This window comes from Pedobacter sp. AC163 (assembly GCF_979258665.1).
The window spans coordinates 5133595-5156007 of sequence record NZ_OZ409872.1 but is presented as its reverse complement, the minus strand read 5'-3'; the positions used below and the strand labels follow the sequence as shown (position 1 = coordinate 5156007).

The 22413-nt window shown below is 40.5% G+C and carries 18 protein-coding genes; 3 read left to right on the top strand and 15 right to left on the bottom strand.

What is annotated here, in order from left to right:
• Window positions 1-86: 86 nt before the first annotated feature.
• From ACZZZK_RS22380 to ACZZZK_RS22355, 6 genes are all read right to left on the bottom strand, one after another.
• Window positions 87-929, bottom strand: a complete 843-nt coding sequence (locus tag ACZZZK_RS22380) for a cyanophycinase (RefSeq protein WP_463486075.1) — start codon at window positions 927-929, stop codon at window positions 87-89.
• A gap of 66 nt (window positions 930-995) precedes the next feature.
• Window positions 996-1238, bottom strand: a complete 243-nt coding sequence (locus ACZZZK_RS22375; RefSeq protein ID WP_463486074.1) for a hypothetical protein — start codon at window positions 1236-1238, stop codon at window positions 996-998.
• Between the two features lie 437 nt (window positions 1239-1675).
• Window positions 1676-1936, bottom strand: a complete 261-nt coding sequence (locus tag ACZZZK_RS22370; RefSeq protein ID WP_265800997.1) for a hypothetical protein — start codon at window positions 1934-1936, stop codon at window positions 1676-1678.
• Between the two features lie 367 nt (window positions 1937-2303).
• Window positions 2304-3662, bottom strand: coding sequence for a BNR repeat-containing protein (locus tag ACZZZK_RS22365; RefSeq protein WP_463486073.1), 1359 nt, complete (start codon window positions 3660-3662; stop codon window positions 2304-2306).
• A 15-nt stretch (window positions 3663-3677) separates the two neighbouring features.
• Window positions 3678-4925 (bottom strand): DUF2264 domain-containing protein, encoded by a 1248-nt coding sequence (locus tag ACZZZK_RS22360; protein WP_463486072.1) that lies wholly within the window; start codon window positions 4923-4925, stop codon window positions 3678-3680.
• Window positions 4926-4932: 7 nt separating this feature from the next.
• A complete protein-coding gene (locus ACZZZK_RS22355) occupies window positions 4933-6060 on the bottom strand; it encodes a glycoside hydrolase family 88/105 protein (protein WP_463486071.1) in 1128 nt (375 codons plus the stop codon).
• Between the two features lie 448 nt (window positions 6061-6508).
• Between ACZZZK_RS22355 and ACZZZK_RS22350 the strand changes: the two genes are divergently transcribed.
• On the top strand, window positions 6509-8461 hold the full coding sequence (locus tag ACZZZK_RS22350) for a glycoside hydrolase family 97 protein (RefSeq protein WP_463486070.1): 1953 nt from the start codon (window positions 6509-6511) through the stop codon (window positions 8459-8461).
• A gap of 177 nt (window positions 8462-8638) precedes the next feature.
• Here ACZZZK_RS22350 and ACZZZK_RS22345 read toward each other — a convergent pair whose 3' ends face one another.
• A complete protein-coding gene (locus ACZZZK_RS22345; RefSeq protein WP_265801408.1) occupies window positions 8639-8914 on the bottom strand; it encodes a hypothetical protein in 276 nt (91 codons plus the stop codon).
• A 172-nt stretch (window positions 8915-9086) separates the two neighbouring features.
• On the opposite strand from ACZZZK_RS22345, the gene ACZZZK_RS22340 reads away from it, so the two are divergent.
• Together ACZZZK_RS22340 and ACZZZK_RS22335 are read left to right on the top strand one after the other, a co-directional pair.
• The gene (locus tag ACZZZK_RS22340) at window positions 9087-9236 is read left to right on the top strand and encodes a hypothetical protein (RefSeq protein ID WP_463486069.1); all 150 of its coding nucleotides are present in this window, start codon (window positions 9087-9089) and stop codon (window positions 9234-9236) included.
• A gap of 6 nt (window positions 9237-9242) precedes the next feature.
• Window positions 9243-10040 carry a type 1 glutamine amidotransferase domain-containing protein gene (locus tag ACZZZK_RS22335; RefSeq protein ID WP_463486068.1) on the top strand — a complete coding sequence of 266 codons (798 nt, stop codon included), beginning with the start codon at window positions 9243-9245 and terminating at the stop codon, window positions 10038-10040.
• A gap of 206 nt (window positions 10041-10246) precedes the next feature.
• On the opposite strand, the gene ACZZZK_RS22330 is transcribed toward ACZZZK_RS22335, so the two are convergent.
• The 8 genes from ACZZZK_RS22330 to ACZZZK_RS22295 form a co-directional block, all read right to left on the bottom strand.
• Window positions 10247-10477 (bottom strand): helix-turn-helix transcriptional regulator, encoded by a 231-nt coding sequence (locus tag ACZZZK_RS22330; RefSeq protein ID WP_056850087.1) that lies wholly within the window; start codon window positions 10475-10477, stop codon window positions 10247-10249.
• Between the two features lie 256 nt (window positions 10478-10733).
• Window positions 10734-11666 carry a hypothetical protein gene (locus ACZZZK_RS22325; RefSeq protein WP_463486067.1) on the bottom strand — a complete coding sequence of 311 codons (933 nt, stop codon included), beginning with the start codon at window positions 11664-11666 and terminating at the stop codon, window positions 10734-10736.
• A gap of 121 nt (window positions 11667-11787) precedes the next feature.
• A complete protein-coding gene (locus ACZZZK_RS22320) occupies window positions 11788-12996 on the bottom strand; it encodes a DUF4998 domain-containing protein (protein WP_463486066.1) in 1209 nt (402 codons plus the stop codon).
• Window positions 12997-13005: 9 nt separating this feature from the next.
• The gene (locus tag ACZZZK_RS22315; RefSeq protein WP_463486065.1) at window positions 13006-14274 is read right to left on the bottom strand and encodes a DUF5000 domain-containing lipoprotein; all 1269 of its coding nucleotides are present in this window, start codon (window positions 14272-14274) and stop codon (window positions 13006-13008) included.
• 13 nt (window positions 14275-14287) lie between these two features.
• Window positions 14288-16213, bottom strand: a complete 1926-nt coding sequence (locus ACZZZK_RS22310; RefSeq protein ID WP_463486064.1) for a RagB/SusD family nutrient uptake outer membrane protein — start codon at window positions 16211-16213, stop codon at window positions 14288-14290.
• Window positions 16214-16222: 9 nt separating this feature from the next.
• Window positions 16223-19465, bottom strand: a complete 3243-nt coding sequence (locus ACZZZK_RS22305; protein ID WP_463486063.1) for a SusC/RagA family TonB-linked outer membrane protein — start codon at window positions 19463-19465, stop codon at window positions 16223-16225.
• Between the two features lie 84 nt (window positions 19466-19549).
• Entirely contained in the window at window positions 19550-21256 is a 1707-nt protein-coding gene (locus ACZZZK_RS22300; protein ID WP_463486062.1) for a trypsin-like peptidase domain-containing protein, read from the bottom strand.
• Between the two features lie 20 nt (window positions 21257-21276).
• On the bottom strand, window positions 21277-22410 hold the full coding sequence (locus ACZZZK_RS22295) for a redoxin domain-containing protein (RefSeq protein WP_463486061.1): 1134 nt from the start codon (window positions 22408-22410) through the stop codon (window positions 21277-21279).
• Window positions 22411-22413 lie beyond the last annotated feature (3 nt).

The window sequence follows — 22413 nt, the reverse complement described above, 5'->3', positions numbered from 1 at the left end:
AAATTTTTGATGTGTAAATGTTGAGTTTAGATTTTATTAAAAAGCGAATGAACCTTAGTCACCGAGTTTGAACATGCTCAGACTATTTACAAATGCGGAGGATTTCTTACCGGTAGCTCAAATATTTCGCCATCGGAAAGGATGGAAACCCTCAGATCGCGAATGGTTATTTTTCTGTTTTCGTCAAACCTGGTAATATTACTACCCCTGCTCCTTTCGCCATCGATAGTAATGACCACCCCACAGCCCATTACCTGTGCTTTCAATCCTTCGTTGATGATGATTGCGGTGTTTTCTTCTATCCCTATCCCAATGCAGGCCGGGTTAGTTGCAATAACCTGAGCCATTCTAACAAAACGACCTCGATGTACAAAATGAGTATCAATGCAAACATCTTTCAAAAATTCGAAACCAGTTGTAATTTTCACCTCCCCCGCTACCATTTCAGTCTCGCCACTTCCTGCAAAAATCATTGGCGTCGACATGGCCATGGCGCCTGCACTAGTTCCCCCAATAATGATTTTATCGTCGATATAGCGTTGCTTAAGCTGACTCATCATTTTAGTTCCTCCGTAAATAGAGGTCAATTTTAACTGATCTCCACCGGTAAAAAAGAACCCGTTTGCAAGGTTTATTCGCCCCAAAAGGTCATCACTAACCTGCTCTCTCAAATCGTGATGAATGTGGCCGGTTGATTTTGCACCTAGTTTCCGAAAACAGTCATCGTATTGCTTATATGTTTCATCTATTTCTTCTGTACCAGCCGTAGTAATAATTTCAATGTGTTTGGATTTTCCACACAACTCTAAAAAGTGGAGTAAAAGATCCTTGTGTGATTCCGGTCGATTATTACTTTCTTTTTGCTCTGCACCGCCGATGACCATCAGCTTGCCATTAGGAACCGGGGCCGAGGTAGTATTATTCTTCATACGCATTTGGTTAGAAAATCAATTTGCAGTTAATAAAAAACATGGGCAGTCTCGCCGCCCACGCCTTTAAAGTAGCCCTCGAAGACCATTTACTGTTGCCAAAGTGATCAATGGTTTAAACTTACCGCTGATCATCTTGCTGCTGGTCTCTTTGTTTAGACACTTTGTCTGGGTTAGGGCGTTTTCCCTGGCCAAAGACGGATTTTTCTTCGTAACAGGAGTTAATTTTAAAATCTTATTAACCTCCGTATGAAGCAACTCTTGACGTTGTGTGGAATCCGCAAACCATCCTTCTGCGCTGTTCATCATGCTCCTTTTTTTTGGTCATGATAACAACATTAGAAAAGGTCGCCCGGTTTTGTCAGAAAAAAAATTGTTGGCTAATGGTAAATGAAGGTCTGAGATGAAATAACTACCAAAAGCATATTTTTACAAGAAAAAATAGATTGGAATACATATAAAGTCAGTCGACAGCTTGCTTGATTGTAAATCAAAATGCTGAAAAAGAGCATCAAACCTCGACTTCTAAAAATTTTTTATCGGGAAATGAGAAATTCTCAAACAAAAAGATAAATTAATGGTTACTAACACGTCATTACCTATGACAAACATATACTTTGGTTAGTTTACGTTAGAAAGCCTTCAATAATATTGAAGGCTTTTGTGTTAACTGAAAAACGCCCTTCAAAGGGCGCCTGGATATTGAAATTTCGAAATGAGCGATTGTGCCTAATTGGTTCTAGCTATTATAGCTTATTAAAAAACGTCGCAATTGTATCCTGCAAATGATTTATTTCATCTATTGGCAAATCAATATGCTTCAACTTCGATAATTGCTTTAGTAAATCTTTTACAGGATTTAGGTATTGCAAAGTATGGATGTTCATTGCTGATATTAACCCATTAATCGCATCGCTGTTCAATTCTAAGTTTATGTTTGGAAAACTAGTTGATAAAAGGTGTAATTGATTAAACAAAACCTTTTCAGCATTTAAGATTCTTTCCATAATTAATTTGTTTATATACTTAAACCCAAAACCGTGCCAAACACCTAATAATTGTGGTTTTTCCTACCCTATAAACTGCTCTAAAACAGCATTAAAAGCACAATTGCCTATTTACAAATCATCGCGGCAAATCTCTAGATAAAATTACTTTATCGATTAGTTAGGCTAGGTATTTAGCGCAGCGTAGCAATAGTATTTTCAGTATTTAGCGCATAATTAATTATGCTATTTTAACCAACCTTAATTTGGACGGATGACACTTTCTGGTTGAGATTGACCTGATGCTACCTGCATCAGGTTTTTAATTATTCGAAAAGCTATAATCAATAATGATATGAGAAATAAGACGCAGGCTAATTATAGTTAGTTATCTATCAGGTTTCCACTGCAAAACTTGTATAGCAGTTGGCGCCGCTTTTGTTTTACCTTCTCCATCAACCTGTACCACGTTTTGCAAAAACAGGTTGAGCACTTTTTTACTTTTCCAGAGCTCAGTATCGTAACTGGGCTCCCAATCTCCAACCGACTCGGTGCTTAAGTCATTAATTTTCCAGTTTCGGCTCATGATATCATTATTTACCGCCATCGAAACTTTATTACCTCTTTCCAGGTCTCGAAAAAGGAGGCCAGCAGCGTGATGTTTGCCATTTTTCCAGGTGATAATTTGCGGACGTGAAATCGGAATCTTTTTTGTTCCACCTCCACTCAAACTGAAAGCTGTTTTTCTGAAGTCTAGGTCGTTCACTGCCCAGCGTTTTCCATCGTTAAATACGATGTGATATTGAGGAACTTTATCTGCTGCATTGCGCCAGTAACTGGCAATAAAAACTCTGCCGGCATCATCAGCAAACATTGACGTTTGATTAATTAATTCACTCTTCTGAGGAATTTTAACCGCATATTCGGCATTAGTTGCCTTTATCGGTAAGGTATACAACTCACCTGTCGATTTCTCCCAGGTTACTCCTCCATCTTTCGATTTTGCATAACAAAGGTCGTGGTTACTGGCCACGTCCGGGCTTTCACGCCATACCCAGGATAAATGTATGGTTCCAGCCTGATCGATGGCTACTTGCCAATATGCATTTCGCTTGCTCTCGCCATCTATCATTCCATCCTGAATACGCTTCCAGGTTTTATCCGTAACACTATATCGGTTAATCATCAAATTCCCATTCCCAGAACCGCCATCTCTGTAAAAAAAGAGAAGATCGCCATTACGCAAATTGTAAAACTCAGGATAACTCACCTTTCCTTCTTTTTTTTTCGAAACCATGCTTTGCTTCTCTCCAAGCTTGATCGAACCTGACGAAATACCCTTTGCATAATTTAAGGCATTGTTATGCTGATCCCAGGCTACATGTAAAAAACCCGCACCATCAACCATTATACTAATGGATTTATGAGCATCTGTAGCATCGCCCTTGTATTGAGTTTTTTCGATAGTCCAGTTTTGACCTCCGGATTTTCTTTTAGCTAGAACCAAAAATTGTTCGTCATCGTAATAAGCGGCATATTGATTTCCGTTAAAGGTTACCAGCGAATTTTTCCTAAAAATCACTGCATTGATAGAGTTATTTGCCCAACCATTGGAAGCAATCGTGCTGATTTCTTGTGCGTGTGCACCAGCAAAACTCGCCAATAGAGACAGCATTAAAACACATATAAACAATTGTTTGTTCATTAAGGTCTTCAAGCAAGCAGGAAAAGTGAAATTTAAATCCATGTTACTGTATATATATTACTTCAAACTCGCACTATGATCATTCTGAAAGTCTTCTCCACCCCAAATCTTTTGTGCCGACCATTTTTCTGCAGGACTTGCCCAAAAGGGATCGTTTTCTGATAATCCTAATGGAAGAAATATGTTAGTAGCGATGTAAGGGCTACCTTGATTGTTATAGAAATCGCCCAACGAAGGCTGTGCTCCATACAATCCGATAGTTAACCAGCCTGCTTTGTAGGTCGTTGGGCTTTCTAGAGTTTTCTTGATAACCGCAGTTAATGCACCTCTAACTTGCGCAGGACTAAGCTGTTTCGGCAAAGCCTTTCTTAGCGCAACATCGGCCAGATGATGAAAAGCTGCACCACGATAAATAATAGATCGACCCGTAGCAGGATAACTTCCATCTGCATTAATTAAACGCTCCTGTATAATGGCATAACGCTCATTTCGCTTGCGAATTTTCTCGAACATCGCATTGTAAGCGTTGGTCTTTTTACCAATGATATCGGCAATCTCTGCCAGATAAGGATGAATGACATAACTGTTGTAATAATCAAAAGCGAAACTTGTTCCGTCCGTGTACATGCCGTCGCCAGTGTACCATTGTTCCATCTGCTGTAGTGCATAATCAACACGCATCGGATCCCAATCAAAGCCGAACCTGGCCATAAAAGCTTCATTCATCGCAGAAAAAAGGAGCCAGTTAGAAAAAACTGGTTTAAACCTTCGCGTCGTCGCGATTGATTTAACCAATAATGTCTGATTCTTTTTATCTAAATTTTCCCAAAGCCATGGCGCCCTGGTAAATGCAATGGCCAAATATGAAGCATCTACAAGTTGTTGTCCGCTAATATCAAAGGTCATAAAATCTTTTGCACTAGAGTCCAAAGCATTTTTCACACCTTGCAAGGCCCATTCCCGATAGTGATTTCTGAGTTCAACTTCTTGCTTGCTCCCCCCTTCTAGCTGTAACCAGGGTGCAATTCCACTTAATACGCGACCTAAAACTTCAACATATTGAACTTTAATCCGATTTGCCTTGTTATCGACATGGATGGAGGTTACCTGCGGCATGGCTATGCGTAAACTGTCTTTGGCCAGATTATAAATTACAGGCCGAACCATCTTATCCATCTGGGCCAACCAAAACTGACGGTCGGTAAGCATTGAGGTTTGTTTAATTTTGGTTTTCTTTTGCGCAAAAGTGATGGAAGTCATCATGCTCAGAACGAGCAAAATCAGGTATTTACTTTTTATAGTCATGGAAAATTTATTTGTGTTTGGTTAGAAAACGATAATATTCACAGCCAGCAAGTAAAAATGCGCCAACTCCAAAATTTGCTGTAGAGTTTGCATCAACAATTTGCCCCGGGATGGCTTTTTCTCCTATTGGCTGTACAAAACCAACCCTTCCATCCTTTTGAAGCGCAGTTTGAGAGAGATAATTCCATCCTAATTTAGCGGATGGTAGAAATTGTTTTTCTTTTAATATGCCGTTATTAATGCCCCACAATAGGCCGTAAGTAAAAAATGCGGTTCCACTGGTTTCTGGTCCTGGTGCATGTTGTGGATCAAGCATGCTTCTAGTCCAATAGCCCTCCTTTTGTTGCGAATTAAGAATAGCGGTGGCCATACCTTTATAAATGTTAAGATATTCTTTCCGGTGAGAATCATTTTTAGGTAAGTCTTTAAGCACCTTCGCTAATCCAGCGAAAACCCATCCATCCCCTCGGGCCCAGAAATCCTTTCCGCCATTGCTCGATTTATGTTTTGGATATACATATTTGGCATCACGATAGTAAAGCTTCGCCTGCTTATCGTACATGATACCGTTTGAATAAGTGAGATATTCATGGAGTTTTTCCAGGTATTTTTTATCTCCCGTAAGCTTATAAAGTTTGGTCATTACCGGCATCACCATATACAATCCATCGGCCCACCACCAATAATCATTTTTATCAGTGTTTATTTGATAGCCCATTACCTCTTTCGTCCGGGCTATTTTGTGTTCATCAGGTTGAATATTGTATAAATCGATATAGGTTTGAAAACAGATTTGCCAGTCACCAAAAAGCACATACTCATCCTTTTCACCGTATGTATATTTCCATTGAGACTTATCAGTTGACTTGGCACCCATCCAATTGTTATGGTTAGCCCAATCTTCCGAATACTTCCTGTAAGTTTCATTTTTGGTGAGTTGATAAATTTCCATGTTGCCCGTGTGGTAGGCCGCGTGGTCCCAAAATGCTCTTACCTGCGGTTTGTTATTGGTTTGCCAATACTGATTAGCCAAATTTATTTGAGCAAGAACCGTTTCACTTTCCTGGGCATGGGTAAACGCCAACGCAAAAAGCACCAGGAACAAAATCAGCTTGATGGTTTTATTTTTTCTCATTGTTTTGGTTGATCATTTTATTTGGCTATCAAGCTTTTCTACTACTCAATTTGAGATCTATGTCTTATCTATATTAATTTGTTGAAGATCGATCAAATCCATGAGTTTTTAGTTATGTTATGGAAGTTTTTTTTATCGATTTTTCTTTAAAGCTAAGCCTTAAAAGACAGCTAAAATACTTGTTATCAATACATTAATCAGCAAATAGGATTAAATCACAACAAAGTTATCAGCTGCTCTGCATTAAAAATCAGGTAATTATAAACGTGTTAGTGACATTTAAAAAATTATCCGTACTTTTTCTGCCATAAAACCAAATATTAAAACCAGCCAGACAAGCGCTAAAAACCGATTTTGTTCAAATCAATTTTCGCGTAAGGGTAAGCAATTGCTATAAAGCTGACCATTTAGTGTTTGGTTTAACCAATTTTATCTAATCGAATATTTTATGACTTCGTTCAAAAAAATTTCTTGTGCATGCTTACTTCTATTTAGTTTTTTAGCATCATCAGCTCAAGAACTAATGGTTTCTAGTCCTGATAAAAAACTTAACGTTAAACTTACTTTAACAGATGGAAAAATTTTTTACGAAGTGAACTTTGCAGGCACACAAATGCTTGAAAAATCTCCTTTGGGTTTAAAGGGTACGAAAGTAGATTTGTCTGCCGGCTTAAATTTTGTAAGCCAGCAGTCGCGTTCTATTGACGAGACTTATTCGGAAGCCAAAATCAAAAAAAGCACTGTTAGGTACCAGGCCAATGAGCTTACTTGCAAATTTGCAACCGCGAATAAAAACGAACTACAGGTAATTTTTCAGGTGAGCAATAACAATATAGCTTTCCGTTACTACATTCCGCAGGTTGGCGAACCCGCTAATTTTACAGTAGAAAAAGAATTGAGCGGTTTCAACTTCCATGCAGCTACCACAACATTTTTAACACCACAAGCCAGCCCAATGATTGGCTGGATGAAAACCAAACCCAGCTACGAGGAAGAATATATTGCCGATCAACCGATGGGGACAGCTTCCAAATATGGCGTTGGATATACCTTTCCTGGTCTTTTTCACTTGGGCAATAAAGGCTGGGTGCTGATATCGGAAACTGGCGTAAACAGTTTGTACTGCGGATCAAAACTTAGCGAGGGTACCAAAGATGGGTTGTATCAAATTGCTTTTCCGGAAATGGGAGAAAACAATGGATTAGGAAATGCTAAACCAGCAATGTCGCTTCCAGGTTATACGCCATGGCGAACCATTACCGTTGGCAACGATTTGAAACCGATTGTAGAAACGACCATCCCATTTGATGTTGTAGAACCTCAATATCAGGCTTCAAAAAACTACAGCTTCGGCCGTTCTACCTGGAGCTGGTTACTATGGCAAGATAACAGCATCAATTTCGATGACCAGAAAAAGTTTGTTGATTTATCATCGGCCATGGGTTATGAATTTGTATTGGTAGACAATTGGTGGGATGCCAAAATCGGCAAAGAAAAAATTGAAGCGCTGGCAAAATATGCCAAAGGTAAAAACGTGGGTGTTTGTTTATGGTACAACTCAAATGGTTTTTGGAACGATGCGCCACAGACGCCAAAAAACAAAATGAACAGTGCTTCTGCCAGAAAAAAGGAAATGGCATGGATGCAAAGCATCGGGATAAAAGGAATTAAGGTGGATTTCTTTGGTGGCGACAAGCAGGAAACAATGAAGCTTTATGAAGATATTTTGTCGGATGCCAATACTTATGGGCTTAGCGTAATTTTTCATGGCTGTACCTTGCCGCGTGGCTGGGAAAGGATGTATCCGAATTTTGTAGGTAGTGAGGCAGTATTGGCCTCAGAAAACCTAATTTTTACGCAAGCAGCAAATGATAATGAGGCATATAACGCCAGTTTACACCCATTTATTAGAAATGCTGTAGGCGCCATGGATTTTGGTCCTGTGTTGCTGAATAAACTTCATAACAAAGAGAATAACGGAGGGAAAATACGCAAAACTACTGAAAGCTTTCAGCTGGCAACCGCTATCTTGTTTCAAACACCTGTGCAAAATTTTGGCATCACTCCAAATAACTTGACGGATATGCCTGCCCATGTGATTGATTTTATGAAGAACGTACCCACCACCTGGGATGAAACGATTTTCCTGGCTGGTTATCCTGGTAAATTTGTAGTACTCGCCCGTCGCCATCAAGATACCTGGTACATTGCTGCTATTAATGCCGAAAAAACTGAAAAAGAAATTGATATTGCCTTACCAATGCTAACGAATAAAAGTCTGCAAGTTTATAGTGATGGCACAAACCGTGAACCTCAACTCAATAAACTTTTGTTAAACAGCACCAACCAAATGAAAATTAAGCTACTGCCAGATGGAGGAACGGTATTGGTCGGAAAATAGACTTTTGAAAGCAAAAATCTCGTGTTCAAGCGAATCTATCATTCAGCTTATCGTCGCATATAACAACTGAAGAGACTCGACCTATGCAGCAGCTTTTTTGCTCTGCACCTGATCGTCTTGTCTTTTTGTCATCGAGATTATAAATAAACTCACATACAATTCAACGATGATTACTGATTATTCGATTTCGCCATCAGCTAAGCCTTCCAAAAACCAGCCAGATTTATATTCAAATTTGGCAAATGCTGTTCTACTTTCGTTTGTAACCGTGCCGGCAAAGTCATGCGCAATTTCTTTTTGCGACTCCAAAACCTCCTTAATCACTATCGCATATTCTTCAATGTTAAGGCCATCTTTAATTACATAGCTAAGTTCTCCATTTTCACTCCATATTGATTCTACAACACCTTGATCAAATTTTGCCTGCGTTTCTTTGCTTATTTCGCTCATCATGATTTAATATTTACCTCTTTAAACTCTCCAATCCACTAAAAAGTTTGCAGGTTGTATCTTTCCAATTAAACTGATGTTGATATATATTGACTCAATTAGAATTGTCATGTTTTAAACTTTTGCGAACCTTTAAAGCTTATGCACTGTTATCCATGTACTAAAACTAAGAATTATGATAGACCCAAAAGACAAAAACAACGAGGCGGAGAACGAACAAACGCAACCTAGTGATTCGCAAGCTAAACAAGAAGAAACGAATTGGGATGAGCATCAGCGTATAGATGAGGAAGGAAACGAACTGGATGCAGAAGATATTAAATAAAGAGAAATGAAAAATATATTGATGATATTAACCTCGCACAGCGAGATGGAAAATACCGATGGCAAGACAGGCGTATGGCTGGGTGAATTTACTGATCCCTATTACGAATTTATTGATGCTGGATTTGACGTTACGCTTGCGAGTGTAAAAGGCGGAAGACCACCGGTTGACCCTATGAGTGAACTCACCGAAAATATTACTGGTGCAAACAGAAGGTTTCAAGAGGATGAGGTTGCAAAAGCTGCATTTTCGCATACGCAGCCGCTAAATCAGATGAATGCTTCGGATTTTGATGCCGTGTTTTATCCTGGAGGCCATGGCCCGATTTGGGATTTAGCTAAAGATAACAACAGCGGAATTTTGATTCTTGATTTTATTGATGCAGGTAAACCTGTTGCTGCTGTTTGCCATGGCCCAGCTGCTTTAATTAGCGCAGAAAACCAACGCCCAGGCTTTTTGAAAGGGAAAACTATTTCTGCTTTTAGCAACACCGAAGAAACGATGGTGGGTCGAAGTGGAAATGTTCCTTTTTTATTGCAAACAAAACTCGAGGAACTAGGTGCGGAAGTTAAAACGGCATTGGTTCCATTTTTATCGCATGTGGAAACGGATGGTTTGCTCATTACAGGTCAAAATCCGTTATCCGCTGGCCCGACCGCAAAAGCACTTATTGAGTTCCTTAACCAAAATAACACAACGGCAAATCAGCAGATTAAAGATGATGAAACTCCGTTAGCTGAGCAAAAGCAATGGCAAGAAAATGCTGAACAATATATCGCGGCGAAACCTGATGATTTGAATTAAACAAGGAATATTTTGTAAATAAATAAAGGGATTATTGATGAAATAAATCCCTTTATTTATTGATGGAAAGAAAATGATTTCGATTGAGATTAGGTATCGTATTATATTCAAGTATCTATTGTTGAAGTGGTTGATCTCCAGATAGAAAAGTAACGTTTTGAAGTAAGGTTTTGTTGGTAACAAACTAAACCACACTTTTTCAACTGTTATACCTTTAGTAACCCATATCTATATGCAAACGATACCAGGGAAGCGGTATTTCTCGTTCTTGTTTTGCTGATCAGAAGCTTTCTTAGGGTTTCAACTTTGCTTGGCTTTACTTTAAGTTCCTCGCTTATTTCACTATAAGTTCGTCCTTCAGCAATTAATTCGATCATTTTAATATCCTGGGTATCAATACCCATAATACTTGGTACAACGTCTTTTTCTCGGTTCATGTCTCAAACTTAAAAAAAATTAAACGTTTAGTAGCTAAAATGACTGTTTACAACTACAAAACAGGCTTTTTTTTGACATTTATCATCATTATTCGTATGGATTTGTAATATTTAACATTCAAAGTAAGATCGAAAAAGTAGACAACTGATCATTTTTTGAGACCGTTTCAACCGCGAATACCGTACTGGTCGACCAAATGTGATAGACCTTTTTCTAATTCACTGACTGACAGGAATATTTAAGATCTGAAAACGATCAATAAATCACCCCTGAAAACTCTTTTTTAGCTTGTTGCAATTGGAGTTCATATTCCATTGGCCAGCCAAAAGCTTTTTCAGCGGTTTTCTTTAAATCCACGCCCGCAGCCCCACTCCAAAAATGAACAAATTCCCCATAGTTTAAATCACGTTGAAAGCGGTTACCCCTACCTTTTGGAAAATGCTGTGCCAGCAAAGCGAAATATTTGTTTAAAACTTTGCCCTTTCCATAACCGCTATAGATCGGATAAAACCAATTTTTAAACCATTGCGTTCCGGCTCTTGGAAAATCATCATACTGTGATTGCATTTGTGTAAACACTTTTTCCGCTTCTGCTCTCATTCCAATATTTAACAGTACATCGTAATTGAAGATTTCCATAAATTTACTGTCGCCCCAAAGCGCATCAGATGGCGAACCTTTTGCACCATGACTGGCACTGGTAACGATATGGCCCATTTCGTGAATAGGCATACCAATCTGCTCACCTACGGGATTAGTCCAGTTTCCAAGCCCACAATCGATTACGTTTTTATAATCATGGCTTCGATCAAAAAATGGCGAAGGATGCCCACCACCATAATCTTTGCCATTTACCTGATGGAGGATAATGTATAATTTTGGATCAGCGCCAAAAGCACCATAATTTTGTTTTACATACGCCCAGCACTTACCCATCACCCCTATTGGCCAGCGTACGGAGTTTGGCATCTGCTCGTCATAGTAAACCGCAACATCATCATTACTTCCTACCAACTCAAGTTGCTTTTTATGCTCAAACCAATGTTCCTGCCATAGGCTATCGAGGGGCTTTTGACTGGTAGAAGAGACATCAGCAGCTAACTGTTGGGCATGTATTTCTTTTGAAGAAAAAAATAAAGTAAGGAGCAGCACGAAATAGAAATGATTTCCGCTAGAAAAAATGTTCATGTATAAAATAGGTGTTTAAAGAATGACAGAGATGAGGATTAATTGGTGAAAAGACCAACAATAATCCAATGAGAAATAAAGGTGGGCAAGATCATTCAGATCAATGTGCCCACCCTTTCTTTTATTTGTTCCAGAAAGAAACTTCGCTAATGTTGCTGTAGTAAGCATCGCCACTGGCAACAGAGATTACCCTGATTCGAATATATCTTACCGTTGGTAATCCATCAGGAAAGGCCACTTTGAAAGGCGCAGATCCGTCATCGCTTCGTTCAACCGTTTTAAGTAATTTCCAGCCGCGACCATTAGATTCGGCGGTCCATCCCGGTGAATCTGCCGGCGATTGCGTTTGGGCGCCTGTTAAATCGGCAATCCCCCAGATTTCAAATTTAGTTGGGTTGTTACAGCAATCACGACCAATGATTTCAAACTGGGCAAGGTTTGCCACCTGTTTTCCCATATCAAAAGTGAAGTGGTGAGGCAATGGTGTGCTATCATCACTATGAAAAATATCAGGGTAACCTGTTGGCGCCTTATTTCCATTCCATAATTGCGATAATGAAGTTTCACTGCTATACGTACCTACATCATTAGTCAGTTTTAAGGGTTTAAACAACGATTTATCTACCGGGACCATGATATTAGCCAAAGAGTCGAAACCTGCGGTATAAAAGGTATCAATAGCAGATTGAACAGGAACATATGATGACCTGAAATACACTTTGGTGCCAACCTTGTAATCTGCTAAACGTATCGAATTTGCATCAGGCCCAAGTTTTGCCTGGCGAACGGTTCCATCTTTGTAAGTATATCGGATTTCGGTGCTGATGTTGATCGTATCGGGGCGTTCAAACTGCAAAGTGATGCCATTGTCATCAAGCTGGTAAGGCGCACTAGCCACCAGGAAACGATTGGTTAAACTGGTTTTATAGCTATCTCCATACACTTTAACATTGTTAATCTGAACCGGAACGGATTTATTTCCAGCTTTATCAAATGAGTAAATGGTAAATGAATAATTGTATTCTACCAGATTTGAAATGATTACTGAAACGTTAGTCACCGACCGGTCTGGCGCCTGCAATGCCAGTGAATCTTGTGCATTGTTCCAATAAATCATATAGCGGCTTACACTTGGATCAGGACTGGCCTTCCAGGTAAGCTTAATACGATAGTTTCCTGGTGATGCGGTTACCTTTTCAGGGAAACCGGGATAAATTTTTTCCTTACCGTCTAAATAATCTTTATAATCAAGCGCATCTTTACTACATCCGTAAAAAAATGCGATAGCCACAAAGGCTAATAAAATCCGCGTTATATTTTTAGTTGCCATGTTTTCCTTTTAATTGGTATTTCCCCAAAATGATAGTTCCATTACGTGAGCAAAATCTGCATTGCCCCAGGTACTGTTTACAGCTAGCCTGATAAATCTAACTTTCGGCGCATCAATGCTGATATTAAACTCGAAACCAGCTTTTACGGCTGCTAAATCTGCAGGGGTGGTTTGCCCTGGTGCATTGCCCGAAGGCGGCGGCGGACAGGTGAAGTTGCCGAGATTTACCCAGTCACCCACTACGGTACCTTTTGCAGAGGTAGTTGGTAAATTTGTATCTACAGGAGCCGTTTTAGATGAACCCCAGAGTGTCCACGTTTTTGGGTTACCATGATTATAAGAATAATCATTTCCATAAGCTTCGCCCCGCTCCCATAACTTATATCGGCTCAACTTAGCTAAAACGCCCATATCGAAAGTACAAAGCTGTAAAGGCTTACCAAATCCAGCCTCGGTATGCCAGCCAGGGTCGCTGGTATTGTTATCCCATAACCTGGTGGTATTCCATCCCAAACTGGTAGCACCTAAAGGAGAATCTGAAGCCAGGCGATACTCGCTAAACCTTGTTTTTGGAACAAGCGTTTCGAAAATAGGATTGATAGACTTGTACAGCGTATCAGAAATATTTCCCCATCTATCTGTAACGTACACGCCGAAATCTCTCTTTAACGTATCAAAACCGCGTACACTGAAATTTATGGTTTCAGCTTCTGTGTAAAACTGTTCTACAGGCAATAATTTTCCAGTAGTTTTATCATTAGAAATAACAATAACCCCAATTGCTTTTTTTGATGGATTAGTGGCCGAGATATTTACACCACCAAAATCGGCCTGAAGTTGGATAGTGGGATAAGCCATCAGGTAAGCCGGGGTGGTTGGCCTTACATTAACTTTAACAGGATCGCTTTTAACATTCGCACGCGATACTGCGTAAAGCGTTACTTCATAATCAGCGGCTTTTTCAAAACCTTCTACCCTCAAGGTATCGCTGTAATAAGAAGCTTTAGACTGGCGTACTGTACGCGAATTGATCCGGTATTCTGCCTGTACATAAAGTAGGTTTCCAGAATTGGGCAGCTGATAAGAAAGCACTGCCGCTCCAGCCTGGTTATCTACCCGCACACCGGTAATGATGCCCGGTTTCGCCATATCCTGAGATACCACATCGTTAAAACCTTCTGTTTCTTTACACGCATTAAGCGAGCATAGAAGAAGCAGGGCAGCCATAAGCTGCACCATGCTCCAACCAATATATCTTATTGAATTCGTTTTCATCATCTTAGTTTTTAAATTACCAGTAAGGGTTTTGAACAAGATTTGGATTGACAATTAAGTCGTTATATTTTATTGGCCATAAATAATCTTTAAGGCCGAAGGATGGAATCACGAGATTTCGCTGTCTGTAATAACCTTCAGGCGTAGCATCCTGAATGTTCCAGCCTTGCAATGGTTTGCTTAAAACATCCTGAATAATTTTCCAGCGGCGAAGATCCCAGCCGATACGTCCTTCGAAGCAGAGCTCAATTCTTCTCTCCTGTTGGATGATAGCTCTTAAACCATCTTTAGAAGCCGCCTTACCCGGATTTGATGAATATAACGACCACGATTCCTGAACACCTTTTAAACCAGCACGGGCACGAACTTTATCAATGTAACTATAGGCTTCTGCCGATGGTCCGTTTACTTCATTAAGCGTTTCTGCGTAAAGTAAATACAGGCCAGCTAAGCGCATCAGCGGCAGTTTAAAACCTGCCTGAGTAACTTCAGTTCCGAAAACGGATTGATAGTTTACCAGTTTACTTGGCCAGTAACCCGATACATTTACTCGAATGTTATCCTTAGGGCCAGCGATAGAGGTTGCGCCACGGGCTTGAACAAATAACATATTTTCAGGATCGGTTTGACCGTTTCCAAAGAAACAGCTTCCATCAAAAGATAAATCTGCATAGAATCTCGGCTCTCTATCCATGTGCATTTTAATGGTTTGATAACCGCTTTTCATATAATATTTATGATCTGCAGCAACTGTTGCAACGGAATACCTTCCGCGATAATCGTAACCTGGATCTTCGTTAATTGGAACGCCATTTTTTGAATAGAAAAGTTCAGCCATCCCAATAGGCACGGCAAAGTTTCCAGGCGCTCCGCCCATATTCTGTACCATCGCAGCTGTTAATCTTGGCATTGCCATAGATTGCAGGTTGAAAGTTGAATTTAACGCCCAGATCACCTCCGAATTTTTTTCCCAGTTTTCGGTTATACTCTGCCTGATATCCATAACCGTTTTTAGCGGCGCAGGAATAGTTGGAAGATTACCCGGAGAAACAAAGTGATAAAGGGACATATTGCTTTGTTCACATGCCTTTACCGCTTCCTGACACGCCAACATCGCTTTCGACCATTTTTCTGCCTGAAAAGCTGCAGGAAAAAGATTTACGCCGTCTTTATCTTTGAAACTGGCATAATCACGGTTTCCATTAAAAAGCGGACTTGCCTGAGTGGTCAGAATCTCCGCTTTTAAAGTAAGAGAAATTAGTTGCGTAATTCTGCCTAAACTTTGTGCCGGATCCTGTATTGTTCTTGGTAAATCTGGCGTGGCCTCATCCAATAGCGAGGTGATGTATTGAAAACAGGCATCGACTGGTTCACGCTTTACCCGCACCTCTTCTGTTCCAGCATCAATTGCCAAATTATCTTTTATCAAAGGAATAGGACCATACATTCTGAGCAGATAGAAATGATAGTAGGCTTTTAAAAATTTCACTTCAGCAATCCACCTGTTTCGCTCAAACTGCGGTAAATCTTTTGGTTTGCTAATATTTTCTAAAAATATATTGCACCTTCTAATCGCTTTAAAAATAGGTTGGCCAAGTTGCTCCCCATCCCAGTAATTGAGCGATGGATTGTCGGTATTCTGTACCCCTCTAATTAAATGGAAACCTTGTTCTGCTTCCCTGTTCCCTAAGGTAGCTTCGGTAAGCGTATTTGGAAAATAAATTTCACCAGAAGTGGTAAAGGCTGCATCATTGTTAGATGGCACCATATTTTGCAAGGTAGAATAGCAGGTGAAAAGATAATTCTCCGCCTCATTTCTATTTCTGAAAGCGTAATCGATGGTGGCCACATTATCTGGCGTAACATCGAGGTATTTTTTGCAGGATTGCACCATACCCGCAACAATTGCGATCAGTATGATTATTTTATAATTGAGTTTCATGTGATCTGCTTAAAGATTTACGTTGATTCCAATGTTATATACTTTCTGGATAGGATAGCTAAAGCCGTTCGAAGCCAACTCCGGATCCCAATCTTTAAACCTGCTCCATGTAAATGGATTCAAGGCATTAAAGTAAATTCTACAGTTTGAAAGGAAAGCCTTTTTCGCCAGTTTATCAGGGAAGGTATAACCAATTTCAACCGATTTTAAACGGATAAAAGCACCGTCTCTCATCCACCACGAGCTCGTTTGCAAATTGTTGCTAATCTCTGGTGCGGTAGTACCCAAACGTGGATATTTAGCATATAAATCCTGGTTTTCTTCTGTCCAATGGCTATCGGCAAAAACCTGTAGCACCTGGCGGTTCTGTAAAAATGGACTCACATCAGATGGATTAATGAAAAAGCTGGTTCTGCCTACGCCCTGGAAAAACATCGACAAATCGATCTTCTTGAAACCCATAGATAAACCTGCTCCATACACAATTTCTGGTGTAGATGGCAAACCAAGGAAAACCTGATCGGCCTCGGTAATTTTGCCATCATTGTTCAGGTCGGTGTATTTAATGTCTCCACCTTTTGGTGCAGAAGCGCCTGAACCGAAAAGCTGTGCCGGCGATGCCGCAGCCTCCTGATCATCCACAAATAAACGTTCGGCGATGTAACCCCAGCGTACGCCGATTTTTTGACCGGAAAGTATTCTCCAAGGTTCGCGGTAAGCCGGTTGTTCGTATTGACCATATTTATTTTGCGAGAACGTGAAGTTCATTCTGCCTGACATCCAGAAGCCACCGCGGAAAGTTTTGCTGTAATCGGCAGAGAAATCTATCCCTCTCGAATCAGCTGTACCCAAATTTGCACTCACTGCTGATTCTAAACCCATACTGGTGGGAATCGAAGCTCTTTCCATTAAAATATTATAACGATGTTGTTTGTAAACCTCCGCGATAATGTTCAGGCTGTTAAAAAAGCTCATCTCTAAACCAATGTTCGTTTGGCGAGATGTTTCCCAGGTTACTGCATCGTTTGCATAATTTGTAATGCTTACACCCGGACGGGTAACGCCATTATTTTGACCAAAGAAAGCTGGATTGCCGCCATTTAAATTCACATTCGAGAGATAGAAAAAGCGTTGCGCACCAATCGCATCATTACCCACCAAGCCATAACTGGCCCTAAACTTTAACTTATTCATCACCTTTTTAACATCTGCATTCCAAAATGCTTCGTTTGATACTACCCATGAGCCGCCAATGGTCGGAAAGAAACCAAACCTGTTCTTCTCGGCAAAACGCTCTGAACCATTGTATCCAAAATTGAATTCGGCGAAATAACGGCTATCATAAGAGTAGCCTAAACGACCAGATATGCCCACATTTCGGTAAGGAAGTGAATATTGTAAACTTGGTAAATTAGTTTGCGGATCAGTTGCGTTTGCATATAGCCGTTGTTGCCTGGTGGCAATAATGGTACTGCTGATATTGTGTTTGTTACCCAATTGTCTCGAATAATCTATCACCCCCTGCATGTAAACAAAAGTGTTCACATCCTTAAAGCCTGGCTCAAAACTCAAATATTCTGAGGCCTGCCCTGGCTGATTATTGATCCAGTTTAACGAATATTGATTGCTGATTCTATCGTAAGAGGCAACATTGTAAAAGAACGGAGAATATTGTCTTGTTAAATCGAAATACGAATATCTGTTGGTATTAAACATACCCTTAAACGAAAGGCCTTTTGTTAAAAATCCTAAATCCTGATTAAGTTCAAGCTGAGCCGACATTCTGGATCTTGAAAACGACTTATAGCCTTTCATCATGTCTGCATAAGGATTTGAATAACCCACGGTGTTACCAGTGCCTTCTGTTGAGCTGTTCCCAAACAAGATGTGCGTGTCGATACCTGTCGAAGGATCAGCAGGGTAAAATGCTGGAAAAAGTACCGGACTGGTATGCAACGCTTTTTTGTACAGATCGGCAGAGAATGAGCCATCATCTGTAATTGGACCGTTATACTCATCAAAAGTACCCGAAAGCCTCAGCACAATTTCGGTAGTTTTTGTTACGTTGATATTCACGTTAGAGCGCAGCTGATAATTTTCCAGCTTCACATTGTTATTGAAATTGTTGACTGGACTCACCTTTAAAATTCCATTATCACGGTTATAAGATGTTCCTATATAATATCTGGCTACCTTGCCGCCACCACTCACACTTCCGTTTAAACGCTGGTTATTTGTACTTTCTTTAAATAATTCATCAATCCAGTTTACTGCCGGATAAACATATTTATTGCTTCCCGGAGCATTGTTAATGGTTTGCTCACGGTTAAAGATATCATTTTGGGTAAAACGAGGAACGCCCAGCGGATTACGGGTGGTAATTGCTTCGTTATACATCTTCATAAATGTAATCGGATCAGCAATATCCAGGTTTTGGGTGGATTGTGAAATAGAATTCTCGAACCTCACATTTACCTTTGCATTGCCCTCCACACCTTCTTTGGTGGTGACCAATATTACTCCGTTCGCACCCCTGGCGCCATATAGTGCGGTTGCACTGGCATCTTTCAGAATAGAGAAACTAGCGATATCATCAACCTGTAAACGGGCAAGATCATTGGCAGTAAGTTCTACGTTATCTACCAAAATCAAGGGATCTTGTTTATATCCAAAAGTAGTTACCCCTCTAATGAAAAATGACGAATTATCAAGGCCGGGCTGTCCGCTGCGCTGATAAGCCACTACACCCGCAATTTGTCCGGCCATTGCATTGGTTAAATTACTTGATGGAATTTTTAGTTTAGATGGCGTGATACTGGTTACCGATCCGACCATTGCTTCCCTGCGTTCTTTCTTTCCGAAAGCAGTGACCACAACATCGCTCAGGTTATTATCATCGCTGCTTAAAATCAGGTCTACCCTAGTTTTATCCACACTGGCGATAAATGTTTTGGTTTTAAAACCTACTGAAGACACCACGACTGTTGCATTGGCAATGGCGTTCAAGGTAAATTTTCCATCGCCATCGGTAACGCTACCCATATTGCTTTGTCCTTTTACCTGCAAGCTTACGCCTGGTATACCCAATCCAAGAGAATCTTTAACGGTTCCCGTGATTTTAAATGAGGTGCCCTGTTGCGCCATCGCAGGGTTTATAAGTTGTAGAATTCCGATGCCGAGAATGGCAAATAGTATCCACAGGTTTCCTGAATAAGGCCTGCGCCTTACCCGAATAGTAAAATTTTGGTTCATAAGTTTGGTTGGTTATAGTTTATTTTTACTGAATCATCAGCACAGTTAATTGGTTACTTGTAATGGTTACATCATAGGCTGCAATTAGGAGTGGGTTTTAAATTTATATTGATGAATGAAAGCTGCAATTTTATAGGAAGGCATGATCAATGTGGAAGCCCGGCTAAACCTTGCGATGTTAATTCCCACAAAATTCCCTTCTAAATCGTAAACAGAAGTTCCTATTTGTTGGGGCAACAACGCTAAGTCATGAGTATAAACGGAATCAAAACCATCTCTCCTTTTTGATTTCCCGCCGGCAAACCGATCTACCAGATGCTTCGAAACATTTTGTGCCTGCCATGCAAAAGTGACCGTTCCATTGTAAAGCTTTTCTTTTCTTTTCCAGCTTATTGGCACTTGATCAGCAGGCCAGTAGTGAGAAACCGCAGCTGCAAATTCCTTGCTACTTTTTAGTTCCTGCCCACCGAAGCTCACCAGCTCGTCACCTACCTCAAGTCCCAGTGCTGCCGCAGGGCTTTTTTGTTTAATCAGTGAAAAAACCGCCGGACTAGATTCATACACCACCATTGCACCCAAAAGTGGCTGACTCATTATTTTGGGCAAAGTGATCTCCTCGCTTCCGATGATGCTGGCCACCATTTTACCATCTGCCTGCTTTGTAAAAACAAATTTGCCCTTCAACTTCGGGTTATTAACGTTGTAGTTACTGTCCAACTTTACTCCATGCTTAAAGTGTTTGGTAGTCGCTAGCATGACGAGATCATTGGTTTGATCACGGGCTAAAATGTTCAGGTCGTAAAATTTGCCCTCGTAAACAAGATGGGCAGAATCGCCAATCATACTGCTCTTGCTCACCAAAATCTGCACCGGTTTACCAAGATTGTTTCTTAGGTTAAATACACTCGCTGACACCTCCAGCTGCTCCCCGTCTATAAAACTATTAACCACCAGAAATGCTTGCTTAGCATTTTGATCTGTACCTAATTCGTTAAAAGCGTACTTTTTGTTTGGGCTGAGGTGAGGAGAATTTTCGGTGCTGTTATCAGCAGTAGCTGGCAATGCACTGTAATTTTTTTCTAACTTCAGGGCCGACCAATATTTCCGGTAAATATCTACCGGTATCTCAAAATTCATATCTTCCGAAACGTCAATGGCACTATGAATCGCAACTACTTTTCCATCAAGGTCAAATAATGGTCCGCCAGAGTCGCCAGGTTCCATTTTGCAAGACGACTGTACAAATCCATACTGGTTTTTTACATCTAAAATCTTCCCGAAACGAATAGTGGGCAATTCCTGATTAAGACTCTCGGGATAAGAAATGCTGAGGCAAGCTTCACCATTCTTCAACGAGGACGAAAATCCCATTGCAGCGTATGGCCAATTTCCATTACCTGTAATCTTCATCATGCCAACATCTGGTATGCCTGGAGTTTCTTTCACATCTATTCTTCCGAGTGCCACAGCGATAACATCTTTTCCATCAGGGAAGAAAACTTTGTAACTTTTACCTGGCTGAATAACATGTGCGGCGGTTAGAATATAGCCTTCGCCACTTACCACAACCCCGCTAAACTGTGCGGAAGTACGTTCATTTCTTACCGTATCGAAACCCCAAATTCGCACACTTGCCGAGTAAGCTTTATCCACCGCTGATGCAACATGCTGTTCCAATACTTTTGCGCCATTTTTTTGTGCATAGCTTGTTAGGGTACTCAGGATGCAGCATAAAGCGACACGACCAAAGATCGAAAACCAACGAAGAAGCACAATACTCTTGAATCGCATAATAAACTCGTTATCAGGAATTAATTAAATAGTGAAGCTAATTTCTTATTCAAATCTTCGCCCCTCAAATTGCTGGCGATCACTTTTCCATACTTATCTAAAAGGAAGTTGGCTGGTACTGCCCGTATTCCGTATAATCGGCCAACTTCATTGTTCCAGCCTTTTAAATCGGAAACATGAAGCCATGGTAACCCATCCTGTTCAATGGCTTTTAACCAGTTTTCTTTTGATTGATCTAACGATACCGCAAGAATTTCGAAACCTTTTTCTTTATATCTACTATAGTCTTTCACCAGGTTGGGATTTTCTGCTCTGCATGGACCACACCAGCTTGCCCAAAACTCTAGCAGGACAACTTTTCCTCTTAGCTGCTCAAGCGATACGGGTTTGCCAATCACATTATTTTGAGAAAATAAGGGTGCAGATGAACCAATTGCGGTGGCGCTATTTGCAGCAATTCGCTGGGCCAACTCTTTTCCCATATCCGTATCTCGCAGGTTTTGCGCAAGTGCCTGATAAACCGGCGAAACTTTGGCAACATCTACACTGGTTCCAGCTGATTCGGACAAAGCGACTAAACCGAAATATGAATTTGGATGTGTTTTGGCAAATAAGAACTGCTTTGCCTCTCTAGCTTTGATGTTGTTCCTGAAACGGGCATCTACCGCTTTAATGTAAGCAGAGTCTCGCTGTTGTTCTGGCGTACCGCTATTAAAATCTGCATTTACAGCTTTTGTTAGCGCCATGATGGTTCCGCCGATTTGTTTGTTGTACGCTACAAATTCATCGTAAACTTTCGAACCACTCACAACAGCATTTTGTAAAGAGTCTTTTGAAGTGAAAACAACCTTTTCCTTACCGAAGTAGATATAAACCACGTCGCCGGTATAGATTGCTTTTTGCTTTCCTCCACCATCATGATCCAACGCCAGTCTGGCATTTGCCACTCCTGAAAGCGGCCCTGTAAACTGGAAGGCTCCATCCACCACTTCGGTCGAATCTTCGTGGCTCACGCCGTTATCCATATAATCTAGGTAAGCTTTTGCAGGCTTACTAAGGTTTCCAATTTTGCCGGATAGCGTGAAGTCGTTTGCTTGCCCAAGTGCAAACAAGGGCAAGAATCCTGACAGTAATAAAAGCGTTTTAAATTTCATGAG